This window comes from Paenibacillus sp. SAFN-054, from assembly GCF_051966755.1.
Taxonomy (GTDB): Bacteria; Bacillota; Bacilli; order Paenibacillales; family Paenibacillaceae; genus Paenibacillus_AQ.
On record NZ_JBQCKS010000003.1, the window covers coordinates 242,546 to 265,506 of the forward strand.

A 22,961-nucleotide genomic window follows, 5' to 3' on the forward strand; every position below is an offset into this window, starting at 1 on the left:
ATAAGGAAAATAGGACCTTATAATAGATAAGTATGGCCGGAGACTAGGATAGAGAGATCATACGCTTGCAAGAAATAAATAGTTCTTATTTAACAGGACAGGACCATACATCGATGTCAAATGAAGACTGACAAGGGGAGAGCGTGTGATGGTGAAGGAGCAAACGAGGTATTCCCGGCTTGCGAACATTACGAAATTAATCAACACGAAGCTGGAATTACGAGAGGTACTACAACATGTAACGACTGCAATCTCGGAGGAAATCGTCCGGTGTGATTCGGTAGGGATCTACTTGCCGCAGGAGGATGGGACGTTCAGAGGATATGTCGGCAAACCGGAAACCATTAACGGCATGACGCTGGACATGCATATCATCGATACCGACCATGACTTGCTGGCCAAAGAAGTGATCGAGACGCAAAAGACGATCTACATTCCGGATACTTCCCAAGACGAACGCCCGGATGCCTGGGCCATTGAAGGCTTTGAGATCAAATCACTCCTCGTGCTACCCATCTCATATGAGAAGGAATTGTTCGGACTCGCCTTTTTGTTCGATTACGGCATTCCGATGAACCTGACAGAGTCGGAAATTCAAACGGTCGAGGCTTACGTCAACATGGCAGCCGTCGCGATCCGCAACGCCAACAATTTGACGCATAAGGAAAACCTGATCGCCGAGAAGCAGCTCCTGCTTGACGTAACACGCAACCTGTCGATGTGTTCCACTATGCAGCAAGGACTGGACACCAGCTTTTATTATATAGCGAAAGTGCTGAACAACTATAATGTCGGCGCGCATCTGCTCGATCCGCTGGCTGGAAAGCGAATCAAGCCGGCCAAGCTGAGCAAGGACAGTGACTGGACCGAGGAGGACTGGATGCGGACGCATCAGAAAATCAAAATCGATCCGGAGAATGACGCCGTTTTTCAAGAGGTCATCCGCACCAAGAAGGTTATTATCATCCCTGATGTTTTCCAGGATGACAGACCGAACCACGAGGCCTGCCACGATTTCGGTATCAAAGGAATGTATATGTTCCCGCTTGTGTCGATGGGCGAGGTGCTGGGCGTCATTGCCGTCGTGAACCTGGGCGAAAAAATCATCAAATATTCCGAGGCGACGATCCAGCTGTGCCAATCCATCGCCGAAGCGACGGCTTCCACGCTGTCCAACCTTCTTTACATGGAGAAGCAGGAGGTCATCATCGAGGAGCGAACCTCGGAGATTACGGTGAAGAACAAGGAGCTGGAACGGGTCGTTGCCGAGCTTCAGCAGCTGAGCCGGGAGAAGGAGCTCATCCTGAACTCCGCCGGGGAAGGGATCTTCGGTCTGGATCTGGAGGGCAACATTACGTTTTGCAATCCGGCAGGTGCAGCCATGCTGGGGTATGAGGCGAAGGGCGAGCTGATCGGTCAGCCCGGCAGTGTGATTTTTAACGGCAAAAAAGCGAGAAAGGACCGGGAAAACGGCATGGGCCAGCGGGCATGGAGCAACTGTCACACCGACGACCGCTTTTACCGCAAGGACAATTCGAGTTTTCCCGTGGAATATGTCATCTCTTCCATCAAGGAAGGGGAGGACATCGTGGGTGACGTCGTTACCTTTAAGGACATTACACAGCGCAAGCAGATGGAAGAAGAAATTAAGTACCATGCGTATTTTGACAGCGTGACGGATTTGCCTAACCGGGTGCTGCTCAAAGACAGGCTTAATCAGGGCATCAAGTATGCCCAAATGAATGGGGGAAAAGTAGCGCTCCTGTACCTGGACTTGGACCGCTTCAAGTTCATCAACGATACGCTGGGGCACTCGTACGGGGATCTGCTGCTGCGCGATGTGGCTCAGCGGCTGAGCGCCTGCATCCCGAAGAGTGCCACGGTTTCACGCCAAGGCGGGGATGAATTTACGATTTTCCTGCCGAATATCCAGAACAGGAAAGAGATCATGAAGGTCGTCAATCAGGTCATCGCTTCCTTCGCCGAGCCTTTCTATGTCAAGGATAACGAAGTGTACATCAAAACGAGCATCGGCATCAGCCTGTTCCCGGATCACGGGGACACGAGCGAATCGCTGATTAAAAACGCAGACACCGCCATGTACAAATCGAAGGAGATTTCGGGGAACAGCTACCACTTCTTCAGCTCGGGCATGGATACGCGTACTTTTGAAATCGTTAAATTCGAGAATGCCCTATATAAAGCGCTCGATCAAAACGAGCTTATGATCTATTATCAGCCGCAGATTAATTATGAGACGAACGAAATCGTCGGCGTGGAGGCGCTGCTGCGCTGGAATCATCCGACCGAGGGCATGGTGTCTCCGGACGAATTCATCCCGATTGCGGAAGAAACAGGGCTCATCGTCCCAATCGGGGAATGGGTGCTTCGTAACGCCTGCATGCAGATCAAGGAATGGCATCGCAAGGGCTATCCGCGTATCAGCGTCTCGGTGAATTTATCTGTGCGGCAGTTTGAACAGGACAACCTGTTCGGAATGGTCAAAAGCGTTCTGAAAAAGACCGAATTGTCGCCGGAGTATCTCCACTTGGAGGTAACCGAAAACCAAATTATTAAAAACTCCGATGTTACGCTCAAGACGATGGAGCAGCTCAAAGGTCTCGGCATCAGCATTGCGATCGACGACTTCGGGACCGGTTATTCCTCGCTTGGATACCTGAAGAACTTCCCGATCAGCACGCTGAAGATCGACAAGTCCTTCGTGCAGGATATCATCCAGGATGAGGATAATGCGGCGATTACCAACACGATTATTACGCTGGCCCAGAATTTACAGCTGAACGTAATCGCCGAAGGCGTCGAGACCAAGGAGCAGGCGGAGTTTCTGGCTGCCCGAAGCTGCCATTTGATGCAGGGATATTATTTCAGCCGTCCGATGAAAGCGGAGGACATTGCGGAATTATACCTATCCTGTGGAGTGAACTAAGCCCTGCGGGGCAGGCGTTCGCTCTGTTACACCATAGATAAATAAAGAATTTTTAGGAGGATTGCTATGAAAGCAGCTCGCGCAGTATTGGAGTATCTCAAGGGACAAGGCGTCAGACATATCTTCGGCATTCCGGCCGGGTCGGTTAACGTGTTGTTCGACCAGTTGGTGGAAATGCCTGAAATTACTCCGGTTGTCACCAAGCATGAAGGGGCCGCGTCGTACATGGCGGCGGCCTATGCCAAATATTCGAATGAGATGAGCGTCGTGATCGGCTGCAGCGGTCCCGGCGGAACGAATCTAGTAACAGGCGCCGCCAATGCGATGAGAGAGCACCTTCCGGTGCTGTTCCTGACGGGCGCGGTTCCGGTGAATACCCTGGGGCTGAACGCATCGCAGGAGCTGAATGCGGAGCCGGTATTCCGTCCGGTAACCAAGTACAGCGTGATGGTCCGCGAGTCCAAGGATCTGCTGGCTGAAGTGGTGAAGGCCGTAGAAATCGCCGTTTCCGGCGTCCCTGGGCCGGTCCATGTGGCGATGCCGATCGACGTGCAGCAGGGCGAAGTGGAGCATGTCATCATTCCTGCCCCGCCGAAAAGAGCGCCGATCGTTCCGGATTTAAGTGTGATCAAGCGTGTGGCAGAGGAGCTGACGCAGCGTGATAAGGGGTATATTTTCGCGGGACAAGGCGTACGGAATTCGGTGGACCAGCTGATGGAGCTGGCAGAGCTGCTCAACTGGCCAATCCTGACTTCCCCGCAGGCCAAGGGCTTACTCCCTGAGGAGCATCCGCTGCATGCAGGCGTATTCGGATTCGCAGGCCATGAAGGAGCATCCGCACTCGTGAACGAAGGGGACGGGCAAGCGCTGCTGATCCTCGGTTCGAGTTTGGGTGAGACTGCAACAAACAACTGGAATGTGAATCTGACGCGAAACCGATTCTGCGTGCAGATGGATTTTGACGAGACCGTATTCAACCGGAAGTACGAAATCGATATCCCGGTGCTGGGCGACATCAACCTGAGCCTGATGTTCCTCCTGGAAGAGCTGAAGGAGCTTGGCCTGCCCAAGGCGGATGCTGCGGCGTTCGAGAAACCGCAGGGCTATACGGTGACGGAAGAATATAATACGCAGAACGTGCTTAAAAACCTGCAAAAGCACCTGCCTGCGGATACGCGCTATACGGTGGATATCGGCGAGTTCATGTCCTATGTAATCCATTATATGAACGTGCTCGATTATAATACGTTCGATATTAACGTGCATTTCGGTGCGATGGGCAGCGGCATCGGCTCCGCCATCGGGGCGAAGCTCGCCGATCCGGACCGTCCGGTGGTGTGCATCACGGGAGATGGCTGCTTCTTCATGCATGGCATGGAGGTGCTGACGGCGAAGGAGTATAATCTGCCGATCCTGTTCGTAGTTATGAACAATGCCCGGCTTGGCATGGTATATCACGGACACGAGCTGCAATATAAACGCTCGCATGCGTCCTTCGGACAGCAGCCGATCAGCATTGCTGCCATGGCTTCAGCGATGGGAATTCCGAGCTTCCGTGTGGACGAGCTGGCCGACCTGAGCCAGGAGGCGCTTCGCGGTCTGCTGAATAACGGCGGACCGGCGGTGCTGGAGGTTGCCCTGGTGGACAACAATACGCCGCCGATGGGTGACCGCGTGAAGTTCCTGTCTTCCTTCGGCAAATAGAAGTGTTGGAAACGAAAAGGGCCCTGATCTTCCGAGAAGATCAGGGCCCTTTTTTGGGTGCATGGTCAAGATTATAAATGAGCGCATGAGCTGCGAATCGCTGCCATAATAGCGCCCATCGTTTGCCCTTTAAAAGCATCGGCTACCGCTTGTCCGTGCGGATCGGCGTAATAGTAACCGTCTTGTTCCGTGTCAGGCCGGTAGCCAAGGCTGCGGAGTGTCTGCTGAAGGTCCTCCGGCAGTCCGCTCTTCCCCGCTTGCGCCTTGTACAGCCCGGTCGGGTATACTTTGACATCCACGTCCCCTTCGCCGGTAAATACGACGAACAGATCATGGTCATGCCGTACGATCCATTGACCTTTGGAGTACAGCGAGATTCTCGCTTTTTCCAGTGTCGAAATGGCATCCAGGTTCACGCCGAACAGGCGATTCAGCATGCTGCGGATTTCCGGACCCGTCCGGTGACCGCCGTAAGCAGCAAGCTGGGAATCGATAATGGTGCGGGGCTGCATACTGCTGCCGGAAACATCTGATGCCGTATCAGCTTCAGCCGCCGCCAAGGCTTCCTTCTCGCCCTCTGTTAATAGCGAAACCTGATCCAGATCGATTTCGAATACGGTTTGCACGACGGCATGGACGGCATCGGCCGTCAGTTCCCCTTCGAAAGATTGCAGATAGGCGTCCATCTGCTCCGCTTTGCTCAGCTCGAGCCGCCGTTCTTCCAGTTCGGTCGGGCTGGCTGCAGGCAGTCGCTTGGCTAACGTTTCAAGAATATGTTTGCGAATCGTATCTTGGGATGTGTGTGATGGATTCATAGAACCTCCGAAAATGTTAAAGTTATCCAGTCCCTGGTTTGATATTATTATAGCTTAATCCGGGCTTGCCACAACCCTATTCTTTTTAATGGAGATGTTTCGTACTGTCCCGGATGTGGGCATGTACATGCACGAATGAAGGATCTAATAGAAGAGAGAATGATCGCCCAGCGGGCTGCCAGGCTCACGTTTTGAATAAACGGTTGTTCACCTCACATTTTACTCTTATAATATGGTAATACGGTACCTAAATAAAGCGTTGAAATCGATCAATAGAGGAGCGCATCATGAAACGATTAGCAGTCATAGGCAGCAGCGGCGGCAATTTATTTAATTTGGGTGGCAAGGATCCGGACAAGCTGATGGGTGAAATTGCGGCTCAGTGCAAGGGCGCGGGCATTGAAATAAGCGGAGTGCAGTTCATCGCGGCATCGGAATCGATGGACACGGCCAAAGAAACGACGGCGGCCGTTTTATATGGATGGAGCCCTTCCGATCACGGGCTGATGAAGCGGGCAGCAGGTTCCCTGAAGGAAGTGAACCTGGCAGCAGCCGAGATGGATAGCGAGATGGCCGGTCTGATCCGGTCCGGGCAGGTCGACGGCCTGATCGTGATGAGCGCGGACCCGGAGGAAGCCAACCGGATGACGATCGAGGCGGCGGCAGAGCGGAAGATCCCGGTCGTTGGTACGGGGGGCACTTCCATGGCCTTGATCGGCTCCAAGGGAGCGAATGTGATCGCCACTTCCGGAACGACGGGAACCACGAACCGTACCCGGGCGGTGTCGTTCATCACTTCGCTGTGCAAGCATTGGGGCTTGAAATACATACCGGTGCTTGGCAGTCCGGAAGGTTCAAAGCTGACAGCTTCCGGTAAACCGTGGCGGAGAATCAATTTGAAAGGGATCATGCAGTCGTCCCTTCCCGGCTTTATTGCCATGGCCATCGTGCTTGCGTTAAGCCAGATCCCTGCATTAAAAGGGTTAAGCGAAGTGTTCGATGTCATGCTGAAGGCCCTTCCGGTCGTGCTGGCAGTTATCGCAGCCAAGCAAATTTCCGATTTGGACGAGGTATCGATCGTGGCGGGGGTCATTGCAGGCGCGCTGTCTATCAACGGCGGGATTATCGGGGGGATCCTCGGCGGAATCGGTGCTGGACTGCTCGTACAGTTCCTGTTCGTCAAATGCGTTCAGTGGCGGTTTCCGATGACGACCGTCAACATCGTGGCCGGCGGCTTCGCCGGGTTGATATCCGGCCTGATCATGTATTATCTGGTTGCTCCGTTCGCGCTGCAGGCGGGTGAATTCATCAAGTACCTAATCAATGAAGCGATAGCGTTTAACCCGATCGTAGCCGGCGTCATCGGCGGCCTGCTGATCTGGCCTGCCATCCTGGGCGGCGTATACCATGCGGCGATCTTGCCGATCGTCCTGCTCGAGATGGAGAAGACGGGCAACAGCTTCCTTGGAGCCATCGATATGGTCGGACTGGTGATGGTGTCCGCAGGCATCACGCTCGCGAACATCGTAGCCCCGAGAGACAAAGGCGAGGCCGCAGTCGCGGCGCCGGGCTTCCTGATCAACATGGGCTTCGGCACGTTCGTGGAAGCGGCGTATCCTTTCATGTTTTCGAACAAGTGGGTATTCACGGGAGCCATCCTTTCCGCGGGCGTCGGCGGCGGATTGGTAGGCGTGTTTAATGTGCGGGGTACCGCGTATGTCCCGTCCTTTATGGGACCGCTGCTATCCAATAACGTGATCGGGTTCACCCTCTCCATGGTCGTGGCACTGCTGCTTGCTTTTGCAGTAACGCTCGTGGCCAATAAGGCGGCGAGAAGCCGGAAGCGGGTGGAAGAAGGCGTATCCGTTCAACAATCAGCTTAATCATCAGAAATCCGGTTGGTCCTGTCTAAAGGACCAGCCGGGTTTTTGCATATGGCAGTCTGTACCGGATGACGAACACGAATTTGTCGAACTTGCGGAGAGGGACCCGGGGCGTCAGGCGCTTATGGCCTTTGACTAGAGTGACAATCAATTCATCTTGGCTCATAGCTCGCTGCCTTTCTCTTTGGTCATGGAATAAGAGGAATATCCATTATAGTTGATGAATGAGGTTAATTACCGGTGAGGGAAGATATCCTAGAAAGGTAGAATTCCTCTTCAAATACGATAGATGAAAGCGTCAGAAAGGGCGTCTTAACCTATCGATAAAGGAGCAGATGACGATGAAGTATCGCCGACTTGGACATAGCGGCATGGAGGTGTCCCTTCTGGGATTAGGGACCAACGCATTCGGAAAACGCGCAGATCAGGAAACATCCACGAGGATTATCCATCAGGCCATCGATCGGGGCATAAACTTCATCGATACGGCCAATATTTATGCGGGCTCGGAATCCGAGAGGATTATTGGCGAGGCCTTGTCCGGGCGCAGGCATGAGGTCGTTCTGGCGACCAAGGCCGGCCTCGTTAACGGGGAAGGGCCCAATACACGCGGCTCGTCGCGCTATCATGTGATGCAGGAGCTCGATCGCAGCCTGAAGCGGCTGAGAACCGATTACGTGGATTTGTACCAAATCCACACATTCGATCCGAGTACCCCGCTGGAAGAGACGCTGCGTACCCTGGACGACATGGTGCGTTCCGGCAAAGTGCGCTATATCGGGGCCTCCAACTATGCCGCGTGGGAGCTGATGAAGGCACTCGGCATCAGCGAGGCTAAGGGACTGAACCGGTACGTGTCGACTCAGACTAGCTATTCGCTTGCCGACCGAACGCCGGAGCAGGAATTGGTGCCGATGTGCCTCGATCAGGGCGTGGGCATCATTCCGTACTTTCCGCTGGCTGGTGGGATTCTGACCGGAAAATACAGCTTTGCCGACCGCGCGCCGCTGCAGTCGCGCGCACAGACGGACCCCAGCTTCGGCCGGTTCATTAACGACCGGACGCTGACGCTGGGCGAAGAGGTCAGCCGGATCGCTGAAGCAATCGGCTGCACGCCGGGCACGCTGTCGCTCGCATGGCTGATGGAGCAGCCGGTGGTTTCGAGCGTGATCGTGGGCGCCACCCGCCCCGAGCAGCTGGATGAGAACCTGAAGAGCCTGGAGCTGGACCTGAGCACTGAGACCCTTCGCAGCCTGAACGAGGTCAGCGAGCCGTTCCGGTACGGAAAGCCCTTCGCGACATACCGCCTCTCCTAGTCTCTTGAAAATGAAGCACATAACGCGCAGCCAAGTGCCCTGAGATACACACAAAAACCACTCTTCGGAGTGGTTTTTGCGCTACTTCGAAGCATCGGAGCAGGCGTATCGATCCCGAAGAAGCGTTAGCGGTCGCCTTTGTACCCGAAATATAACATTGGAAATATCATTCATAGGATTTCGGGGACAACAGCGATTGGAGGGATGATACGCATGTGGAGCCACATTTCGATGTAGTCGTCCCGAAATGCTTTCAAAAGTAGACATACACACCGAAGAGCCCCGCACCCATGAACATTCGCCCAGGCCCCTGCATAGCATATAGCACCACTTTGCAGTAGGGGAAGGGAGTGACCTCAAGCGATGGTCATTCATTTAACGGCAATTCATTATGTGTATCTGACTTTCATCGTGTTCATTATGGCGCTGCTTATCCGGAGACGGGATACGACGATGATCTGTGTGGCCGGGGTTTTTGCGCTCGGCATTCTGGCAACGGGCATGCTCAGCGGCTCGGTTTCCGGCGTGTTCAATTCCTTCATCTATGCCACCAAAGAGCTGATGGGGACGATCATGATCATCTCCATCATCGTGGCGATGAGCCGCGTACTCATCCGCACGGGAATTAATGAGGCGATGGTGGCCCCGCTTACGCGTTTTTTACGGACGCCGGCCTTGGCCTTCTGGGGCATCGGCATCATCATGATGGTCACGTCCTGGTTTTTCTGGCCGTCCCCCGCGGTTGCGCTGATCGGCGCCGTCCTGCTGCCGGTAGCCATTCGGGTCGGGCTGCCAGCGCTTGGCGCCGCGATGGCCATGAATCTGTTCGGGCACGGCATTGCGCTATCCGGCGATTATATCATTCAAGGGGCGCCGAAGCTGACGGCAGACGCGGCAGGTCTTCCGGTAACAAGCGTCATGGAAGCGAGCGTGCCGCTCGTGATCGTGATGGGGCTTGTGACGACGGTAACCGCGTTCTGGATGATGCGCAAGGATCTGAAGAATGGAACCTGGAGAGACGGACTCGTATCCGTGAAAAGCACAGGCAATGTGCTGGCCTCAGACGGGGAAGATGAGGGGAATGTGGTGCTGCCCCCCAAAGTGAAAAAAGGGCTGGCCGCAGCCATCCTCCTTCTGTTCCTGGCGGATGTAGCCGCCATGTTCGTGCTGAAGCTTCAAGGGGGAGACGCGACGGCGCTCGTCGGCGGCACGGCCGTGCTGATCCTGATCGTGATTTCGCTTCTTGCTCATAAGAACCAGGGATTGGAGAAAATAACGTCCTATCTAATTGACGGCTTTGTGTTCGGCTTCAAAATTTTCGGTCCGGTCATCCCGATCGCTGCGTTTTTCTACCTCGGTGATGCGGCGTTTACCGATTTGTTCGGCAAAGTGCTGCCCGAGGCCTCGCATGGCATCGTAAACGACCTGGGAATTGCACTTGCGGGCAGCGTTCCGCTGAATGGCGCGGTAGGTGCGGTGACCTCCACCATTACGGGCGCGATCACCGGCCTGGATGGATCCGGATTCTCCGGCATCTCGCTTGCAGGCTCGATTGCCCAGTTGTTCGCGGCAGCGACGCATACCAGCGCGGCGACACTGACGGCGATGGGACAAATCGCTGCAATCTGGGTCGGTGGCGGCACGCTGATTCCGTGGGCGCTGATTCCCGCGGCGGCCATATGCGGTGTCAGCCCGTTCGAGCTGGCGCGCCGGAACCTGAAGCCGGTGCTGATCGGCCTTACCGTGACCACTCTTGTAGCCATCTTCCTCATCTAATGGTTTAAACAACGGCAAAAAGCACGATTTCAATGAGCCATTGAAATCGTGCTTTTTATTCTAATTTATGAAGGCATGATCCCATTCTTAGTTGTTCTTACCTCGGGACTCTCCGCCTTTTTCACCGATTTCGCGGTAAAAATCTTTATCGTGGTTTTTGGAAGTGGCTTCTCCGCCCTTTTCACCGATCTCTTGGTAAAATTCCTTATCATGAGTACGGGCAGTTTCTTCTCCGCCTTTTTTGCCGATTTCCTGATAGAAATCCTTGTCATGATTGCGTGCTGTTGCTTCTCCGCCTTTACGACCTGCTTCTTCTCTGGACATTTTGTCTGCCATGATTAATCTCTCCCTTTATTTTGTATTTTTGCAATAATCTGTGTTATTGCTACGTTATTTATATAACCGCGATCCGGGAGGGTTAAACAAAAACTTTGCTTAATCTTTTTTTTGAATAGACGCCGAAGGCTTTAATATCCTGAATCGGCGTCATCCCACCGGACCCGGTAGCCTACTATTACCCGTCTGGTCAAAAAGCAATCGCAAAAATAGCTGGGAAATAGCTGCAGAACTTCTGAATCTGTTAGAGGAGTCGGGCCATGCGCAACAAATACATATAGATGAACATTCCAAAATTGTATAGAGGAGCTGAATGACATGGTCCATAACTATTCGGAAGACAATCGCTTTGAGGAGCACAAGTTCGAGAAGGGGGCCAGCTCGCGGCTCAAGTCGCTTTTCCATATGCAAATTCCCGTGAAGAACTTGGAGGATTCCATAGCATGGTATAAGGACATTTTGGGCTTCAAGCTCCTGGAAAGCGATGATACATGGGCATTTCTCGAACTTCCGTCCGGACCTCCTCTCATGCTGTGGCAGACGGCTGATGATACCACGGCCAATTTTACGGTGAATGGAGCGGCGATGCCGGTGCTCTTGTATGCGACGGATGATATCCACACCATGGCGGGTTTGCTAGAAAAGAACGGGGCGGTCATTGCGCATTATAAAAATGAAGGCTTCGGTTGGGTGCTCAAATTCTACGATCCGAACGGGAACATGTGGGGAATTGTTCAGGAGCATCAGGCGAGGTGAGCGTATTCCGGAAATCAGGGTCTCTGTTATTGACATATGCCATAAAATGGAATACATTAGAAATGTTAGTGAGTACTAACAAAAGAGGCGAACGACAGAGGATTGAGCATAGATGAACGAGAAGCGAAGCAGTAAAGACAGGCTGCTGCAAGCGGTCATGAACTTGATGGCGGCCAAGGGCTATAACGGTGTCACGACCAAGGAAATCGCCGCGGCCGCAGGCGTAAGCGAGATGACGCTTTTTCGCCAATTCGGCACCAAGCGTTCCTTGCTGGAAGCGGCAGTGGACCATTTCTATTATACCGAGGACATGAAGCGGATCTTTCGGGAGGAGCTTGTGCGGGATTTAAGGGCCGATTTACGACTCTTGGCGGATTACTACCATGAGAGCATGCACCGCAACCGGAAGCTCATTCAGATTGTGCTGAGGGATGCCGAGATGGTCGATGTGACGTTGAAGGCCCAGAAGCATCCGAGACAGTTAAAGGAAATGCTGATGGATTATTTCTGCGAGATGCAGGGAAGGGGAAAGATGATTGCCGTAAATCCGGAAGCGCAGGCAATGAACTTTATGTGGATGAACTACGGCGCTTTCATGACGAGCCTTCTCCAGGCAGACTCCATTACCGGCGTCACGTTAGAGGAATTCAAAGAAAGCAGCGTGGATTTGTTTGTGAGGGCACTGACCCCATGATGTATATCGCAGATATGACATGAATGGAGTAGAGGGAGGTTCGCATGTAATGAATGTATCCCATCCAGAAAAGAAATCAGCAAATGACGCTGCAGCCACGCCGGTAGGGAAGACTGCCGCGGCGGGCTTTCAGGTCGGTGTTCGCAGAACGTTTCCGTTGTCTCCTCAGGAGGCATGGGATTTGCTCGCTTCTTCCGAAGGAATGAAGTATTGGATTGGCGTGGTGGACGGCCTTGAGCTGTTGCCTGGCCAGACTTTTGTCTCAAGTGAGGGCACGGCGGGAGAACTCCGGGTCGTCAAACCGCAGGAGCAGCTGCGCATGAAGTGGCAGCGTGCCGGGTGGAAGCATCCGTCAACGCTGCAAATCCGCATCATTCCTGCATCGCCGGGAAAAACGACCATCAGCTTTCATCAGGAGAAGCTCGAGGATATGCATGCCAGGGAGACGATGAAGAAGTACTGGGAAGCGGCTTTGGACAGAATCAGGGAGCTGGCGGAGAGAATGTAATCCGGACAGGAAGATATGGAATCGAAGGGACGAACATCAAGTGAACAAAACAGACCGATTGCTGGCTATCGTCCTTGAACTGCAGGGCAGACGGGTGGTCAGAGCCGAAGAGCTGGCAGCCCGCTTTGAGACGAGTGTGCGTACGATATACCGGGATATGCAGGCGCTCAGCGAGGCGAATGTGCCGATCTTAGGCGCGCCGGGTCAGGGCTATTCCCTGATGGAAGGCTACTTCTTGCCTCCTTTGAGCTTTACGGCCAGCGAAGCCGTGACCCTTCTGCTGGGCGCGGAATTCGTCCAGAAACAGCTCGAGCCGAATTACGGCGTTCATGCCGAATCGTCCAGAGCAAAAATCGAGGCGGTGCTTCCTGAGCATGTGCGGCATGAGGCAGAGCAGGTAAGGGCCACCATGCGTCTGTTCCCGGCCAGGGAATCTGGGGGCAATAAGCGGGAGCAGGAACATATGGAGCTCCTACGGAGGGCGATGCTGAACAGGCAAAAGATCAGATTCCACTACGCCAAAACGACCGGACCGGTCGGAGAGCGGGACAGCATTCGCGTAGCGGCACCTTATGGGCTTGCGCATATCCGGGACAAATGGATGCTGCTGGCAGCTTGCGAGCTTCGCCGGGATATCCGCCACTTTCGGCTGGCCCGCATGAGCGGGCTGGAGCTGCTGCCGGATCGCTATGAGCTCCCTCCGGGTTTTGATCTGGAGGCATACAAGCCGCAGGATGACCGCCATATCGAAGTTCTCCTATTGGCAGATTCGGAGGTGGCAGGCAGGATCAAAGAGTCTGATCTATACTATATCGAGACCTTGGAGGAACGGCCGGAAGGACTGCGGGTGAAGCTGCGCATCAGGCACATGGAGGAAATTCTGTCTTGGGTGATGGGCTGGGGGGCGGGAGTCACCGTCCTGGAACCGGAACTCTTGCGCTTGCGGCTTCGGGAAGAAGCGGAAAAAATCCTGAAACGCTACTGACATAACGTTGTCAGCAGCCTCCTTGTATATTGATCTCAAGATTATATCCAAGGAGGAACGAAGCTGTGATAGACACGCAAGCAACGATACAGGATCTGGAGAGAATTACGCAGCACTACCTGGAGGAGCTGGAGTGCTTCAGCATGGAGGAATTAACGCGCAAGCCTGGTGAAGAGGAGTGGTCGCTCGGACAAATGTATATGCATCTGATTCAGGCATCGCTGTATTTGCATTTGAAGAATGTCCGTACCTGCGCTGCCTCAGCCGAAGGGGTGATAACGGGAGGGGAGAAAACGGAACGGGGGAAAGCCGCATTTGCCGAACGGGCCTTTCCGCCGATAAGGGTTCAGGTTCCGCCGTCCCCTGCCTATACGCCTCCGCAGCCCGGCAGCAAGGAACAAATCCGCGAAGGCCTGATACATGTCCTGGCCGAAATGAGGAAGTCCGAGCCGCTGGTACACACAGCGCCGCCAGAGAACCGGGTTATCCATCCGGGGTTTGGGGCTTTGAACGCGGAAGAATGGTTTGCCCTGATCGAAATGCATTACCGCCACCATTTGCGGCAAAAGGAGCGGCTGGAAGGCTTTTTGGCTGAAGTTTGAGGGAGGATGCCGGAACGATCAAGAGTTTAATCCCGAAAACCGGAAGAGGACAGCGCAGGCTGTCCTTTTGTCGTTGATCGAAACCGCACCCCATCGGGCAGGCATGATGAGATCTACAATAGATGGCTACCTTAGCTCATCGGAATGGGGCAGGCGCACTATTTTACATGACATGTCTATAAAATTGTGCCGCTGACTTGTACGGGGATCAGGCAAAGCACATATCCTATCTTAATCTATGTTGAAGGGATGGAAGAGCGAATGCCAACTTTTGATAACGTGCTTGTCACGGGGAACCAGACCATCAATCAGAATTTGCAGGTGGACGGCAACGAAACCGTCGGGGGAATGCTGCATGTCAACAGCAACCAGACAGTCATGGGCAGCATGCAGGTGAACACGAATCAAACCGTATTGGGCAGCAGTCAGGTGATCGGTGATCAAACCGTAGCCGGGAACACGGCCACGGGAGGGATACATCTGGTCAACGGAGACACGCTGGTCTTCGGATCGGTCAACGCCGGCAGCACGCTCAATGCTGTATACCGGGTGACGTCAGTATCGCAATCGACGACTCCACCCGGCGGATTCAGCGCCCAGCAGCTGCGGTTCTACCCTGCCATTCTGGCTGGACAGCCCGGACTCGTACTGAAGGGAACGGACGGCAACGATTATGTCCTGTTCGTGGATGTCAGCGGCGGGGTGCCGAACCTGGGGATCATGAGAGCTTAGGTGGATAGGTAGAACGGGGCTGCAAGCGGGGCGGGTCTTACGGCCGCTTTCCCCAAAGGGTCATTGCATGGGGGAGGATAGAGCCCGTGATCAGCCAATGCTTCCTTGACGGCTTCAAGATAACCATAACGGTGGTGCTGATCGGGCTCCAGAAAGGCCCCTTCAGCCCACTCATTCCATGCATTGATAAACATAAACTCGCTTCTGTAGACGGATACGGCACGGCGGATCTGGAAGGACAAATAGCGGCGGAACTTGCGCGGAGAGGCTCCGATGCAGCTTTGCCCCCTATCCCCGAGTCTTGGTGTATTATCCCAGTTCACGAAAGCGCCCGGATACAGTGTCTCGCCATCACGATGGGGAGTCCTCCCCAGGATTGACTGCCACACGCTGTCATAGTCCACAATCAAGTGCGGCTGCTTTTCACTCGTTGCCACTGTATTCCATAAATTCCCGTGATGGTGGGCGAACGTGTAATGGGGCTCAAATTCCACGCTGGCGTCAAAGCCTTCTTGCTTCGGCACGGCAAACCCGCCGAGCGTCCGCACAAAATAGATGCCATCGAGTCCGTTTTGGCGCGCCAGCTTGTTCCAGAAATGAAGCATCTCCTCACAGCGGGGAATATTTCCGGGACGGTAGATGAGAAAAAGGGGTTTGTGATCCACCCGGATATATCTTTCATCCTCAAAAGCCTCTAATAGATCGTAAAAGTGAAGCTCCCAATCATATTCATTCCCATAATCCTGCGGCTGGAGGATATGACGTTCCCCGCCGTCCCATTTGCGCGTCCAAGGTTCGTTCGCCCAGGACAGGCAAAAGGGAAAGTGCGGCTCGCCGAGCCGCAGGACCTGATTGAGAGGCTTCTCGAGCAGACGCTTGCCCCGGAACCAATAGTGGTAGTAGCAGAAGCCATAGATCCCGTAGGCGCTAGCCAGATTGGCCTGCCACAGTCTTGCGGTGCCATCGGTCAGGTCATAATAATAATGGTCAAGCGGCTCTCTGGGCTGCTGATGTCCTCGGTACAGCGGCCTGCTCTTCCGGGTATTCGTCCACTCCGTGAATCCGTCTCCCCACCAGCTGTCATTCTCAGGAACCCGGTGAAACTGCGGCAGCAGAAATGCGATAAGCTTCAAGCTTGAACGCCTCCTTCGGCATTAGGGTGTATATCCGGCGTGCGGCGCAGGAAGCATCGTCTGCAGAAGCTCCATCGCCATATGCAGAGGCGAGTAATCGTAATGCGAACGCCACAGCGCCTGACTTGCGATCTTTCTGCGCTGGTCAATCTCCCCGGCATAATGGGTCAAACGGGTACCAAGCTCAGCTGCGTCCTGAAACGGCACGACGTCGCTGCCGGCTTCCATGTACTTAAAAAGATCGGCACTTGCTTCCACGAGCTGAAATACGCCACAGGCGGCCGCCTCGAATACTCGACGCTGAACCGGCTCCCACTGGATAATGGTGCCGGCCCGGTTGTATATCCCCTGCATGCTGGCGCTGGAGGGAGCGGAGATGACGGGAATGGAATGCTTCTCCCAACCGCTGCCCATCGCGAGCACGCGAAGATTGCCGGAGAAATCCCGGATTACCCGGATGTGCTCTTCATGCTTGGATTCAGCATCGCCGATGACAAGAATATCGCAGCGGTCCGATTCATGGCAGGATTGAGGGGTGAATACCTCCGGATCGGCGGGGAAAGGCAAATAGTCCGCGTGTATGCAGCCCGCTTGCCGATAGGCGGCCAGATGCGCCTGATGCTGCGAAAATACATAGTCAAAAGCCTGTGCCACGCGCTTTAGAGCGTCGTTTAGCCCCTGCTCGTCATCGATCCATACGGCTGAACGCGTACCGGAAAGCTGTATCGCATCCAAATCGTAGGAAGAAACCGGCTCATTTCCGCCCAATAGCAGAAGAACATCGGGATGAAGCCGGGTTAAAGCATTGGAAAAGCCCTCATAAGCTTTGACGACGATCAATTCCTTGACCAGAAGCCTCAGGGCCTCGGGGATGGATTGTCCTTCCGCGGGGTGCCCCGAATCGGAGAGCGGAGCGACGAGAAGAACCCGCAGATTTTTAAAAGCGGCGAAAGCTGTTCTCGTCCCGCATTCGGCCTGCCTGGGCGGTTTCGGCTGCGCTTGCTTCAATTCCGGAAGCTCAAGGTCCGTCTTTTCGGGTTCCCGGGGCGGGACAACGGGTTCGCCATCGAAACGCATGGATATCATCTTCAGCCATTCCTCCAGACGAACGGAAGCGGCGCTATGGATAAGTTTTCGGGCAGGGGAGTTTCTCCGGGCAGTCCTTTTTTTCGAAGACCGGATGACGGGACGGCGATTGCTGGACCCTTTTTTTCTTTTCATGGCTACACCCTTTACGACGAAATCATCCTCTTTTTTGGATCAGTATATGTCGGGAAAGGCTCCTGTTACAGGGCGGGTGTGCGCAATGCCGAAAAATAGGCAAGCGGCAGTCGGCATCTTTCCGGCGCAAATCCTGCCTGTCTCCCCTTGTTTTAACAATAAAATTTTGGCACAATAAGGGCAGATTGCCGTTCCATTTCTGGTAAAGTAGAGAGGAACTGAATTTTAGGTTTTTTGAAAAGAGGAAAGCAGCAATGAACAAACCATCCATTTATGGATTAACTCTCGATCAGTTGGCCGCTTGGCTGGCTGAGCACGGGCATAAAAAGTCGCGGGCACTGCAGGTATGGGAAGGTTTGTACCGTAAGCGTGTGACGGATTTCGCCTCAATGGCGGACGTGAAGCCGGAATGCCAGGAGCTGCTGGGCGAGCATTATGCGATTCAGACGCTCGAAGAGCACACCAAGCAGGAGTCTGCGGACGGTACGGTCAAGTTCCTGTTCCGCCTACAGGACGGCAACCTGATCGAAACGGTGCTGATGCGCCATAAATTCGGGCTCTCCGTCTGCGTTACGACACAGGTTGGCTGCAATATCGGCTGCAGCTTTTGTGCCAGCGGGCTGCTGAGCAAGAGCCGCGACCTGACCAGCGGCGAAATCGTCGAACAGGTGATGAAGGTGCAGCTGTACCTGGATCAGAAGCAGAAGGATGAGCGCGTCAGCCATATTGTCGTCATGGGGATCGGCGAGCCGTTCGATAACTTTGAGCATATGTCGAATTTCATCCGGATCATTCGCGACCATAAGGGGCTTGCCATCGGCCCTCGCCATATCACGGTGTCGACCAGCGGACTTGCACCGAAAATCCGCGAGTTTGCCGACAGCGATCTGGGGACAAACCTGGCCATTTCCCTCCATGCCCCGAACAATGACATCCGCACGCGGATCATGAAGATCAACAAGGCATATCCCATTGAGCCGCTGATGGAGGCGATCGACTACTATCTTGAGAAGACCAATCGCCGAATCACGCTTGAGTATATCCTTCTCAAGGATGTCAATGACCAGCCGGAGCATGCGCGGGAGCTGGCGGAGCTGGTGGGCGACCGCAGATCCCTGGCGAACGTGAATCTGATTCCATACAACCCGGTCGACGAGCACAGCCAATACCAGCGGAGCTCGCAGGAGACGATCACTGCCTTCTACGATACGCTGAAAAAGCAGAACATCAGCTGCAGCGTACGTCTGGAGCATGGCACGGACATCGACGCGGCCTGCGGACAGCTGCGCAGCAAGCAAATTCAGAGTGATCGCGGACGCGGCACGAAGGCGAGCCGGGCTGCGAACCAATAGAAGATAGAAGCAACGAAAAGAGCGCAGCTCCCTTGAAGGGAACGCGCTCTTTTTTGCTGTTTGGCTTCCATCGGCTCTCGGATGTTTATCCCTGCGCAGCCGCAGCGATAAACATGACCCACCCGGCCAGAAAAGCCACGCCGCCAAGGGGCGTAATGGCGCCAAGCTTCCGGATTCCCGTCAGGCTCAGGGCATACAGGCTGCCGGAGAACAGGATAATGCCCGCCGTGATGAGCCATCCCGCCCATAAGGTCAGGGAGGCATGCTCCGTCATGCCGGCGTAAAGCCCGATCAGCACCAGGCCAAGCCCGTGGATCAGGTGATACTGAATGCCGGTCTGGTATGTTTTCTGCTGGTTTTCATCCAGCCGCTCCTTGAGCGCATGCGCGCCAAAAGCACCCAGCGCCACCCCGAGGAACAGCATGATGCCGCCGAGTATCAGCAGGGTTGTCATTTCAATCACCTCTTACGCTCATCTTAACGACCGCCCGGCTCCGGCGTCAACGTCCATCTTTCATTCATCGGATCGCTTCCCCATTGCCATACAAAATTTGTTAGAATGGTGGGGTAAGGTAAAACCGGATGGCATCCATCACGAAAATGAGATTATAGGCACCATTCAAAAACAGGAGTCTTGCTCCATTTTGCAAGCGTTTTAACGACACCGGGGATGGACCAAAATGGCGGCAAGAGGAAGGACGGGGAAGAGACATGGAGAGCGTTCATCAGTTGGCGCAGAAGTTAAAGGATAACATCGCAAACGTGATCGTAGGCAAGGAGCATGAAGTGGACCTGCTGTTGACGGCGCTTCTCGCTTCCGGGCACGTGCTGCTGGAGGACGTTCCGGGAACGGGCAAAACACTGCTTGCCAAAAGCCTGGCGGCGTCGCTTAGTCTGAGCTTTCAACGGATTCAGTTTACTCCTGATTTGCTGCCATCGGATTTGACGGGCATCCATTACTTTAATCAGAAGGATGGGGAGTTTCATTTCCGCCCGGGGCCGCTGTTCGCCCGCATTGTGCTGGCCGACGAAATTAACCGGGCCACTCCGCGGACACAGTCGAGCTTGCTGGAATGCATGGAAGAGAGGCAAATCAGCATCGAGGGAGAAACGAAGCCGCTGGCGAGCCCGTTTATGGTCATGGCCACGCAGAATCCGGTGGACAATCAGGGTACCTTTCCGCTGCCGGAGGCGCAGATGGACCGCTTCCTGATCCGGATGAAGCTGGGGTACCCTTCAGCGGCGGAAGGTGTGGAGATTCTGAAGCGGACGGCTGCCGCGGGCCGCTTAAGCGCGGAGGAAGCGGGGCAGACCGCGACCGCCGAAGAGGTGCTGGAAGCGCAGCGGCTGTGCGGACAGGTTCGGATCGCCGACGATCTGCTGGGCTACATCGTCGCTTTGGCCGAGGCAACGCGCAGCCACGACGATACGATGCTCGGCATCAGCCCGCGCGGCACGCAGGCGCTGCTTCGCGCATCCCAGGCTTATGCGGCGCTGCAGGGAAGAAGTTATGTGCTGCCGGATGATATCAAACGGCTGCTGCTGCCGGTTTGGACGCACCGGCTGGTGCTGCGGAAACGGCATGAAACAGCTGGTGGCCAAGCCGAGCGCATTTTGACGCAAATCCTGGAGAGTATTCCGGTTCCAAGTGAAAAGGAACTTGAAAGCGGCGTGAAATAATGGCGGTGCTGTGGCTGTTTCTTGCCTGCGGACTCGTCATGCTGCTTCAGGGGCTTATTCTGGGGAGGAACGCGCTGGGGAAGCTGGATTATGATCGTCACTTCAGTGCGCGTACTTGCCACGCCGGGGACCGGATTGAGATGGTTGAAGTGATCGAGAACAAGCGCCGGGTTCCGATCCCGTGGCTGCGGCTGGAAGCGATGCTTCCGGCGTCGCTCAGCTTCAAGCGGAGCAAGGAAACGTGGATCAGCGAGGGTCAGATCTATCAGAACCATATAAGCTTCTTCTCGCTGCCCGCCAGAACGAGGATTACGCGGACGCATCAGATTCAGTGCCGGGGCCGCGGCATTTACCGGATGGACACGGCCACGATGACCGGCAGCGATTTGTTCGCGATGTACACCCCTTCCCTGAAGGTGACACTGAACAAACGGCTGGTCGTCTACCCCTCCCTGCTGAGGGATGAAGAGCTGCCCTCCTCCTGGAAAACATGGCAGGGGGAGCTGGCCGTGCGCCGCTGGATTGTGGAGGATCCGTTTCTGTATACGGGGGTGCGAGGGTATGCGCCAGGCGATGCCATGAACCGCATCCATTGGAAGGCCAGTGCAAGGACCGGAGAGCTTCAGGTGCACCAGCACGGTTATTCGGCTGATCCGAAGGCGATGATCCTCCTGAACATTGAGTTATCGGAGCAAATGTGGAATGTCGTAACCAAGCCGGAGATTATCGAAGAGGCGCTGTCGTACGCGGCAACCTGCGCGGCTGCGCTCATTCATCAGGGCATGGCGGCCGGATTCGCCAGCAATGCGTATTTGTCGGCCGAAGCGGACGCCCGTCTGGCACGGCTTGCTCCCGATTATGGAGTCCAGCATCTCGAGGAGCTGTTTGAGGCGATGGCCGCGGCAGAGCTGAAGGTGTACAGACCTTTTTACGAGCAGCTGAAGCTTGAGGCTGAGGCGGAACCCGCCGAGACGATCGACTATTTCGTGGTAACGCCCCACGTTTCTCCTGCGATCCGGGAGGCGGTCCGGCAGCTGGAGCTCCAAGGCCACCGGGTGTCGATTGCGGATCTTGCATATGGAATAAAGGAGGCGGGAGCCTGATGGGAACCGAGCACAAACGCAGGCTTCTGACCGTGCTGGGCCATTCCTTCCTGGAGACGGCGTCCTGCTATCCCTTCGTGCTGCTGTATATGCTGTACGCGATGCAGGCAGCGCCTTGGTGGCTGCTTCCGCTGATCGTACTGCTGCATGCCGGGGGGACGCTGATCGGCATCCGGCAGGCAAGGGGCAGCAAAATGCCCGTGCCTGCTGCCCTGCTGTTCGCGGCTGCGCTGCTGCCGCTGGCCGGACTCGGGCTGCGCCATGCGATCCCGGCAGTGGCGCTGCTCCTGCTGGCCGATTTCCGCGGGCTGATCGTCGGCCGCAAAGAGCTGTGGAGAATCATGCAGCTGAATCTGCCGCTAGCGGGTCTGGCGGCTTCCCTGATCACGTATGCCGTATCTTCGCGGGTGGAAGAGATAGAGCCCTTCCGGATATCGCTCTATCTCCTGAGCGTGCTTACTTTGGTCGCGCTGCTCGTGCGCTGGAACGGGGATCGCGTGCGGGAGGCCTCCAACGCGCAGGAAACGGACCGGCTCCTGCTGCGCCGGATTCTTTCCAGAAACCGCTGGATGACCTGGCTGACCATCGCATTCATGCTGATCTTGAGCCTGTGGAACGGTCTGGGGCAGGGGCTCGCGTACTTCAGGCGGTGGCTGGCCGGCATGCTGAATGGTCTGATCGGCAGCGAGCCGCCCGAACTGACGGAGCAGCCTCCGCAAGCCCCGCAGCAAGGGGCGCTGGAGCTTCCTCCGGCCTCCCCGTCGCCAAGATGGGCGCAAATCGTCAGCCAGGTCATTTTCGTGCTGCTCGTCACGGCTGTGGCCGCAGCCCTGCTGCTTCTGCTGTACCGGCTGCTGCGGCGCTGGCTTCCGGAGCGCCTGCGTGCCTGGCTGGCGCGAATCGCGCAGCGCTTTCGCCTGCTGCGCGAAGTGCGGAGCTCGGCCGTCGATCAGGGCGACTACGTGGACGAAGTGGAGAAGATCGAGCGTGTGCCCAAGCGGCAGGGAAGACTGCGCAGACGGCGCAAGGACGGGGCCGCCGCGGCTGGGGACGGAGACCCTCGGCGCGCTTATGAGAACCTGATCCGCGCCGCCATTAAGCGGGGCTACAAGTTCCGTCCGAGCCTGACGCCGACGGAGAATGGCAAGGCTATTAGCGCGAAGGCGGATTATACCGGCCTGCCGGTGCAGGACGTGGAGCAGGTGATCGGCAGCTATAACCACATCCGCTACGGGGCGGAGGAATAGCGCAGCATGATGCCGATTCGGCAGTCTGCGTGGCAACGAATATGATAAACAGACTTGGCAATGCCTGGGACCCGTCCCGGGCATTTTTTTCTTTTTCACAAGTTCATGAGCGGTGCGGTTCCCCAGGGTGAACTCGCCATGATGCCAATCCATTCCGATGCGGGTAATATA

General features: G+C 55.3%; 20 protein-coding genes and 1 pseudogene. 15 read left to right on the forward strand and 6 right to left on the reverse strand.

The genetic code is table 11. The annotated features are described in order from the left end of the window. The first annotated feature begins 148 nt into the window (after window positions 1–148). Together ACTHPM_RS16970 and ACTHPM_RS16975 are read left to right on the forward strand one after the other, a co-directional pair. Window positions 149–2,947, forward strand: a complete 2,799-nt coding sequence (locus ACTHPM_RS16970; protein WP_440396581.1) for a sensor domain-containing phosphodiesterase — start codon at window positions 149–151, stop codon at window positions 2,945–2,947. A 66-nt stretch (window positions 2,948–3,013) separates the two neighbouring features. After that, entirely contained in the window at window positions 3,014–4,651 is a 1,638-nt protein-coding gene (locus ACTHPM_RS16975) for a thiamine pyrophosphate-binding protein (RefSeq protein ID WP_440396579.1), read from the forward strand. Between the two features lie 71 nt (window positions 4,652–4,722). Here ACTHPM_RS16975 and ACTHPM_RS16980 read toward each other — a convergent pair whose 3' ends face one another. Beyond that, entirely contained in the window at window positions 4,723–5,466 is a 744-nt protein-coding gene (locus tag ACTHPM_RS16980; RefSeq protein ID WP_440396578.1) for a hypothetical protein, read from the reverse strand. A 287-nt stretch (window positions 5,467–5,753) separates the two neighbouring features. Here ACTHPM_RS16980 and ACTHPM_RS16985 point away from each other — a divergent pair, with 287 nt between their 5' ends. Further along, window positions 5,754–7,349, forward strand: coding sequence for a PTS sugar transporter (locus tag ACTHPM_RS16985; RefSeq protein ID WP_440396577.1), 1,596 nt, complete (start codon window positions 5,754–5,756; stop codon window positions 7,347–7,349). A gap of 25 nt (window positions 7,350–7,374) precedes the next feature. On the opposite strand, the gene ACTHPM_RS16990 is transcribed toward ACTHPM_RS16985, so the two are convergent. Then, the gene (locus tag ACTHPM_RS16990; RefSeq protein WP_440396576.1) at window positions 7,375–7,515 is read right to left on the reverse strand and encodes a hypothetical protein; all 141 of its coding nucleotides are present in this window, start codon (window positions 7,513–7,515) and stop codon (window positions 7,375–7,377) included. Window positions 7,516–7,690: 175 nt separating this feature from the next. Here ACTHPM_RS16990 and ACTHPM_RS16995 point away from each other — a divergent pair, with 175 nt between their 5' ends. Both ACTHPM_RS16995 and ACTHPM_RS17000 read left to right on the forward strand, forming a co-directional pair. Next, a complete protein-coding gene (locus ACTHPM_RS16995; RefSeq protein WP_440396575.1) occupies window positions 7,691–8,665 on the forward strand; it encodes an aldo/keto reductase in 975 nt (324 codons plus the stop codon). A 363-nt stretch (window positions 8,666–9,028) separates the two neighbouring features. Then, window positions 9,029–10,441, forward strand: coding sequence for a hypothetical protein (locus ACTHPM_RS17000; protein WP_440396574.1), 1,413 nt, complete (start codon window positions 9,029–9,031; stop codon window positions 10,439–10,441). Between the two features lie 90 nt (window positions 10,442–10,531). On the opposite strand, the pseudogene ACTHPM_RS17005 reads toward ACTHPM_RS17000, so the two are convergent. After that, window positions 10,532–10,777 (reverse strand): annotated as a pseudogene (locus ACTHPM_RS17005) (KGG domain-containing protein); the annotation flags it as partial. Between the two features lie 318 nt (window positions 10,778–11,095). Between ACTHPM_RS17005 and ACTHPM_RS17010 the strand changes: the two are divergent. From ACTHPM_RS17010 to ACTHPM_RS17035, 6 genes are all read left to right on the forward strand, one after another. Beyond that, window positions 11,096–11,533: a VOC family protein gene (locus ACTHPM_RS17010; RefSeq protein WP_440396573.1), complete on the forward strand. Its 438-nt coding sequence runs from the start codon at window positions 11,096–11,098 to the stop codon at window positions 11,531–11,533. A 112-nt stretch (window positions 11,534–11,645) separates the two neighbouring features. Then, on the forward strand, window positions 11,646–12,227 hold the full coding sequence (locus ACTHPM_RS17015; RefSeq protein WP_440396572.1) for a TetR/AcrR family transcriptional regulator: 582 nt from the start codon (window positions 11,646–11,648) through the stop codon (window positions 12,225–12,227). Window positions 12,228–12,276: 49 nt separating this feature from the next. Then, a complete protein-coding gene (locus tag ACTHPM_RS17020) occupies window positions 12,277–12,735 on the forward strand; it encodes an SRPBCC family protein (protein WP_440396570.1) in 459 nt (152 codons plus the stop codon). Window positions 12,736–12,775: 40 nt separating this feature from the next. Next, window positions 12,776–13,720, forward strand: a complete 945-nt coding sequence (locus ACTHPM_RS17025) for a helix-turn-helix transcriptional regulator (protein ID WP_440396569.1) — start codon at window positions 12,776–12,778, stop codon at window positions 13,718–13,720. Window positions 13,721–13,788: 68 nt separating this feature from the next. Beyond that, complete coding sequence (locus ACTHPM_RS17030; protein ID WP_440396817.1) at window positions 13,789–14,322, forward strand: DinB family protein; 534 nt, start codon at window positions 13,789–13,791, stop codon at window positions 14,320–14,322. A gap of 261 nt (window positions 14,323–14,583) precedes the next feature. Next, window positions 14,584–15,054 (forward strand): hypothetical protein, encoded by a 471-nt coding sequence (locus tag ACTHPM_RS17035; protein WP_440396568.1) that lies wholly within the window; start codon window positions 14,584–14,586, stop codon window positions 15,052–15,054. Here ACTHPM_RS17035 and ACTHPM_RS17040 read toward each other — a convergent pair. Next, complete coding sequence (locus ACTHPM_RS17040) at window positions 15,051–16,187, reverse strand: glycosyltransferase WbsX family protein (RefSeq protein ID WP_440396567.1); 1,137 nt, start codon at window positions 16,185–16,187, stop codon at window positions 15,051–15,053. The two genes, ACTHPM_RS17035 and ACTHPM_RS17040, sit on opposite strands and share 4 nt — an antisense overlap. A gap of 21 nt (window positions 16,188–16,208) precedes the next feature. Continuing rightward, a complete protein-coding gene (locus ACTHPM_RS17045; RefSeq protein ID WP_440396566.1) occupies window positions 16,209–17,408 on the reverse strand; it encodes a glycosyltransferase family protein in 1,200 nt (399 codons plus the stop codon). Between the two features lie 254 nt (window positions 17,409–17,662). Here ACTHPM_RS17045 and rlmN point away from each other — a divergent pair, with 254 nt between their 5' ends. After that, complete coding sequence (rlmN, locus tag ACTHPM_RS17050; RefSeq protein WP_440396565.1) at window positions 17,663–18,760, forward strand: 23S rRNA (adenine(2503)-C(2))-methyltransferase RlmN; 1,098 nt, start codon at window positions 17,663–17,665, stop codon at window positions 18,758–18,760. Window positions 18,761–18,845: 85 nt separating this feature from the next. Here the strand turns inward: rlmN and ACTHPM_RS17055 are convergent, their stop codons facing one another. Beyond that, entirely contained in the window at window positions 18,846–19,214 is a 369-nt protein-coding gene (locus ACTHPM_RS17055; RefSeq protein ID WP_440396564.1) for a DUF423 domain-containing protein, read from the reverse strand. Between the two features lie 257 nt (window positions 19,215–19,471). Between ACTHPM_RS17055 and ACTHPM_RS17060 the strand changes: the two genes are divergently transcribed. The 3 genes from ACTHPM_RS17060 to ACTHPM_RS17070 are packed head-to-tail and all read left to right on the forward strand — an operon-like array spanning window position 19,472 to window position 22,790. Further along, window positions 19,472–20,440, forward strand: a complete 969-nt coding sequence (locus ACTHPM_RS17060; protein WP_440396563.1) for an AAA family ATPase — start codon at window positions 19,472–19,474, stop codon at window positions 20,438–20,440. Beyond that, entirely contained in the window at window positions 20,440–21,543 is a 1,104-nt protein-coding gene (locus ACTHPM_RS17065; RefSeq protein ID WP_440396562.1) for a DUF58 domain-containing protein, read from the forward strand. Before ACTHPM_RS17060 ends, ACTHPM_RS17065 begins: the two co-directional genes overlap by 1 nt. Continuing rightward, complete coding sequence (locus ACTHPM_RS17070; protein ID WP_440396561.1) at window positions 21,543–22,790, forward strand: hypothetical protein; 1,248 nt, start codon at window positions 21,543–21,545, stop codon at window positions 22,788–22,790. The genes ACTHPM_RS17065 and ACTHPM_RS17070 overlap by 1 nt, the downstream gene beginning before the upstream one ends. Window positions 22,791–22,961: the final 171 nt, after the last annotated feature.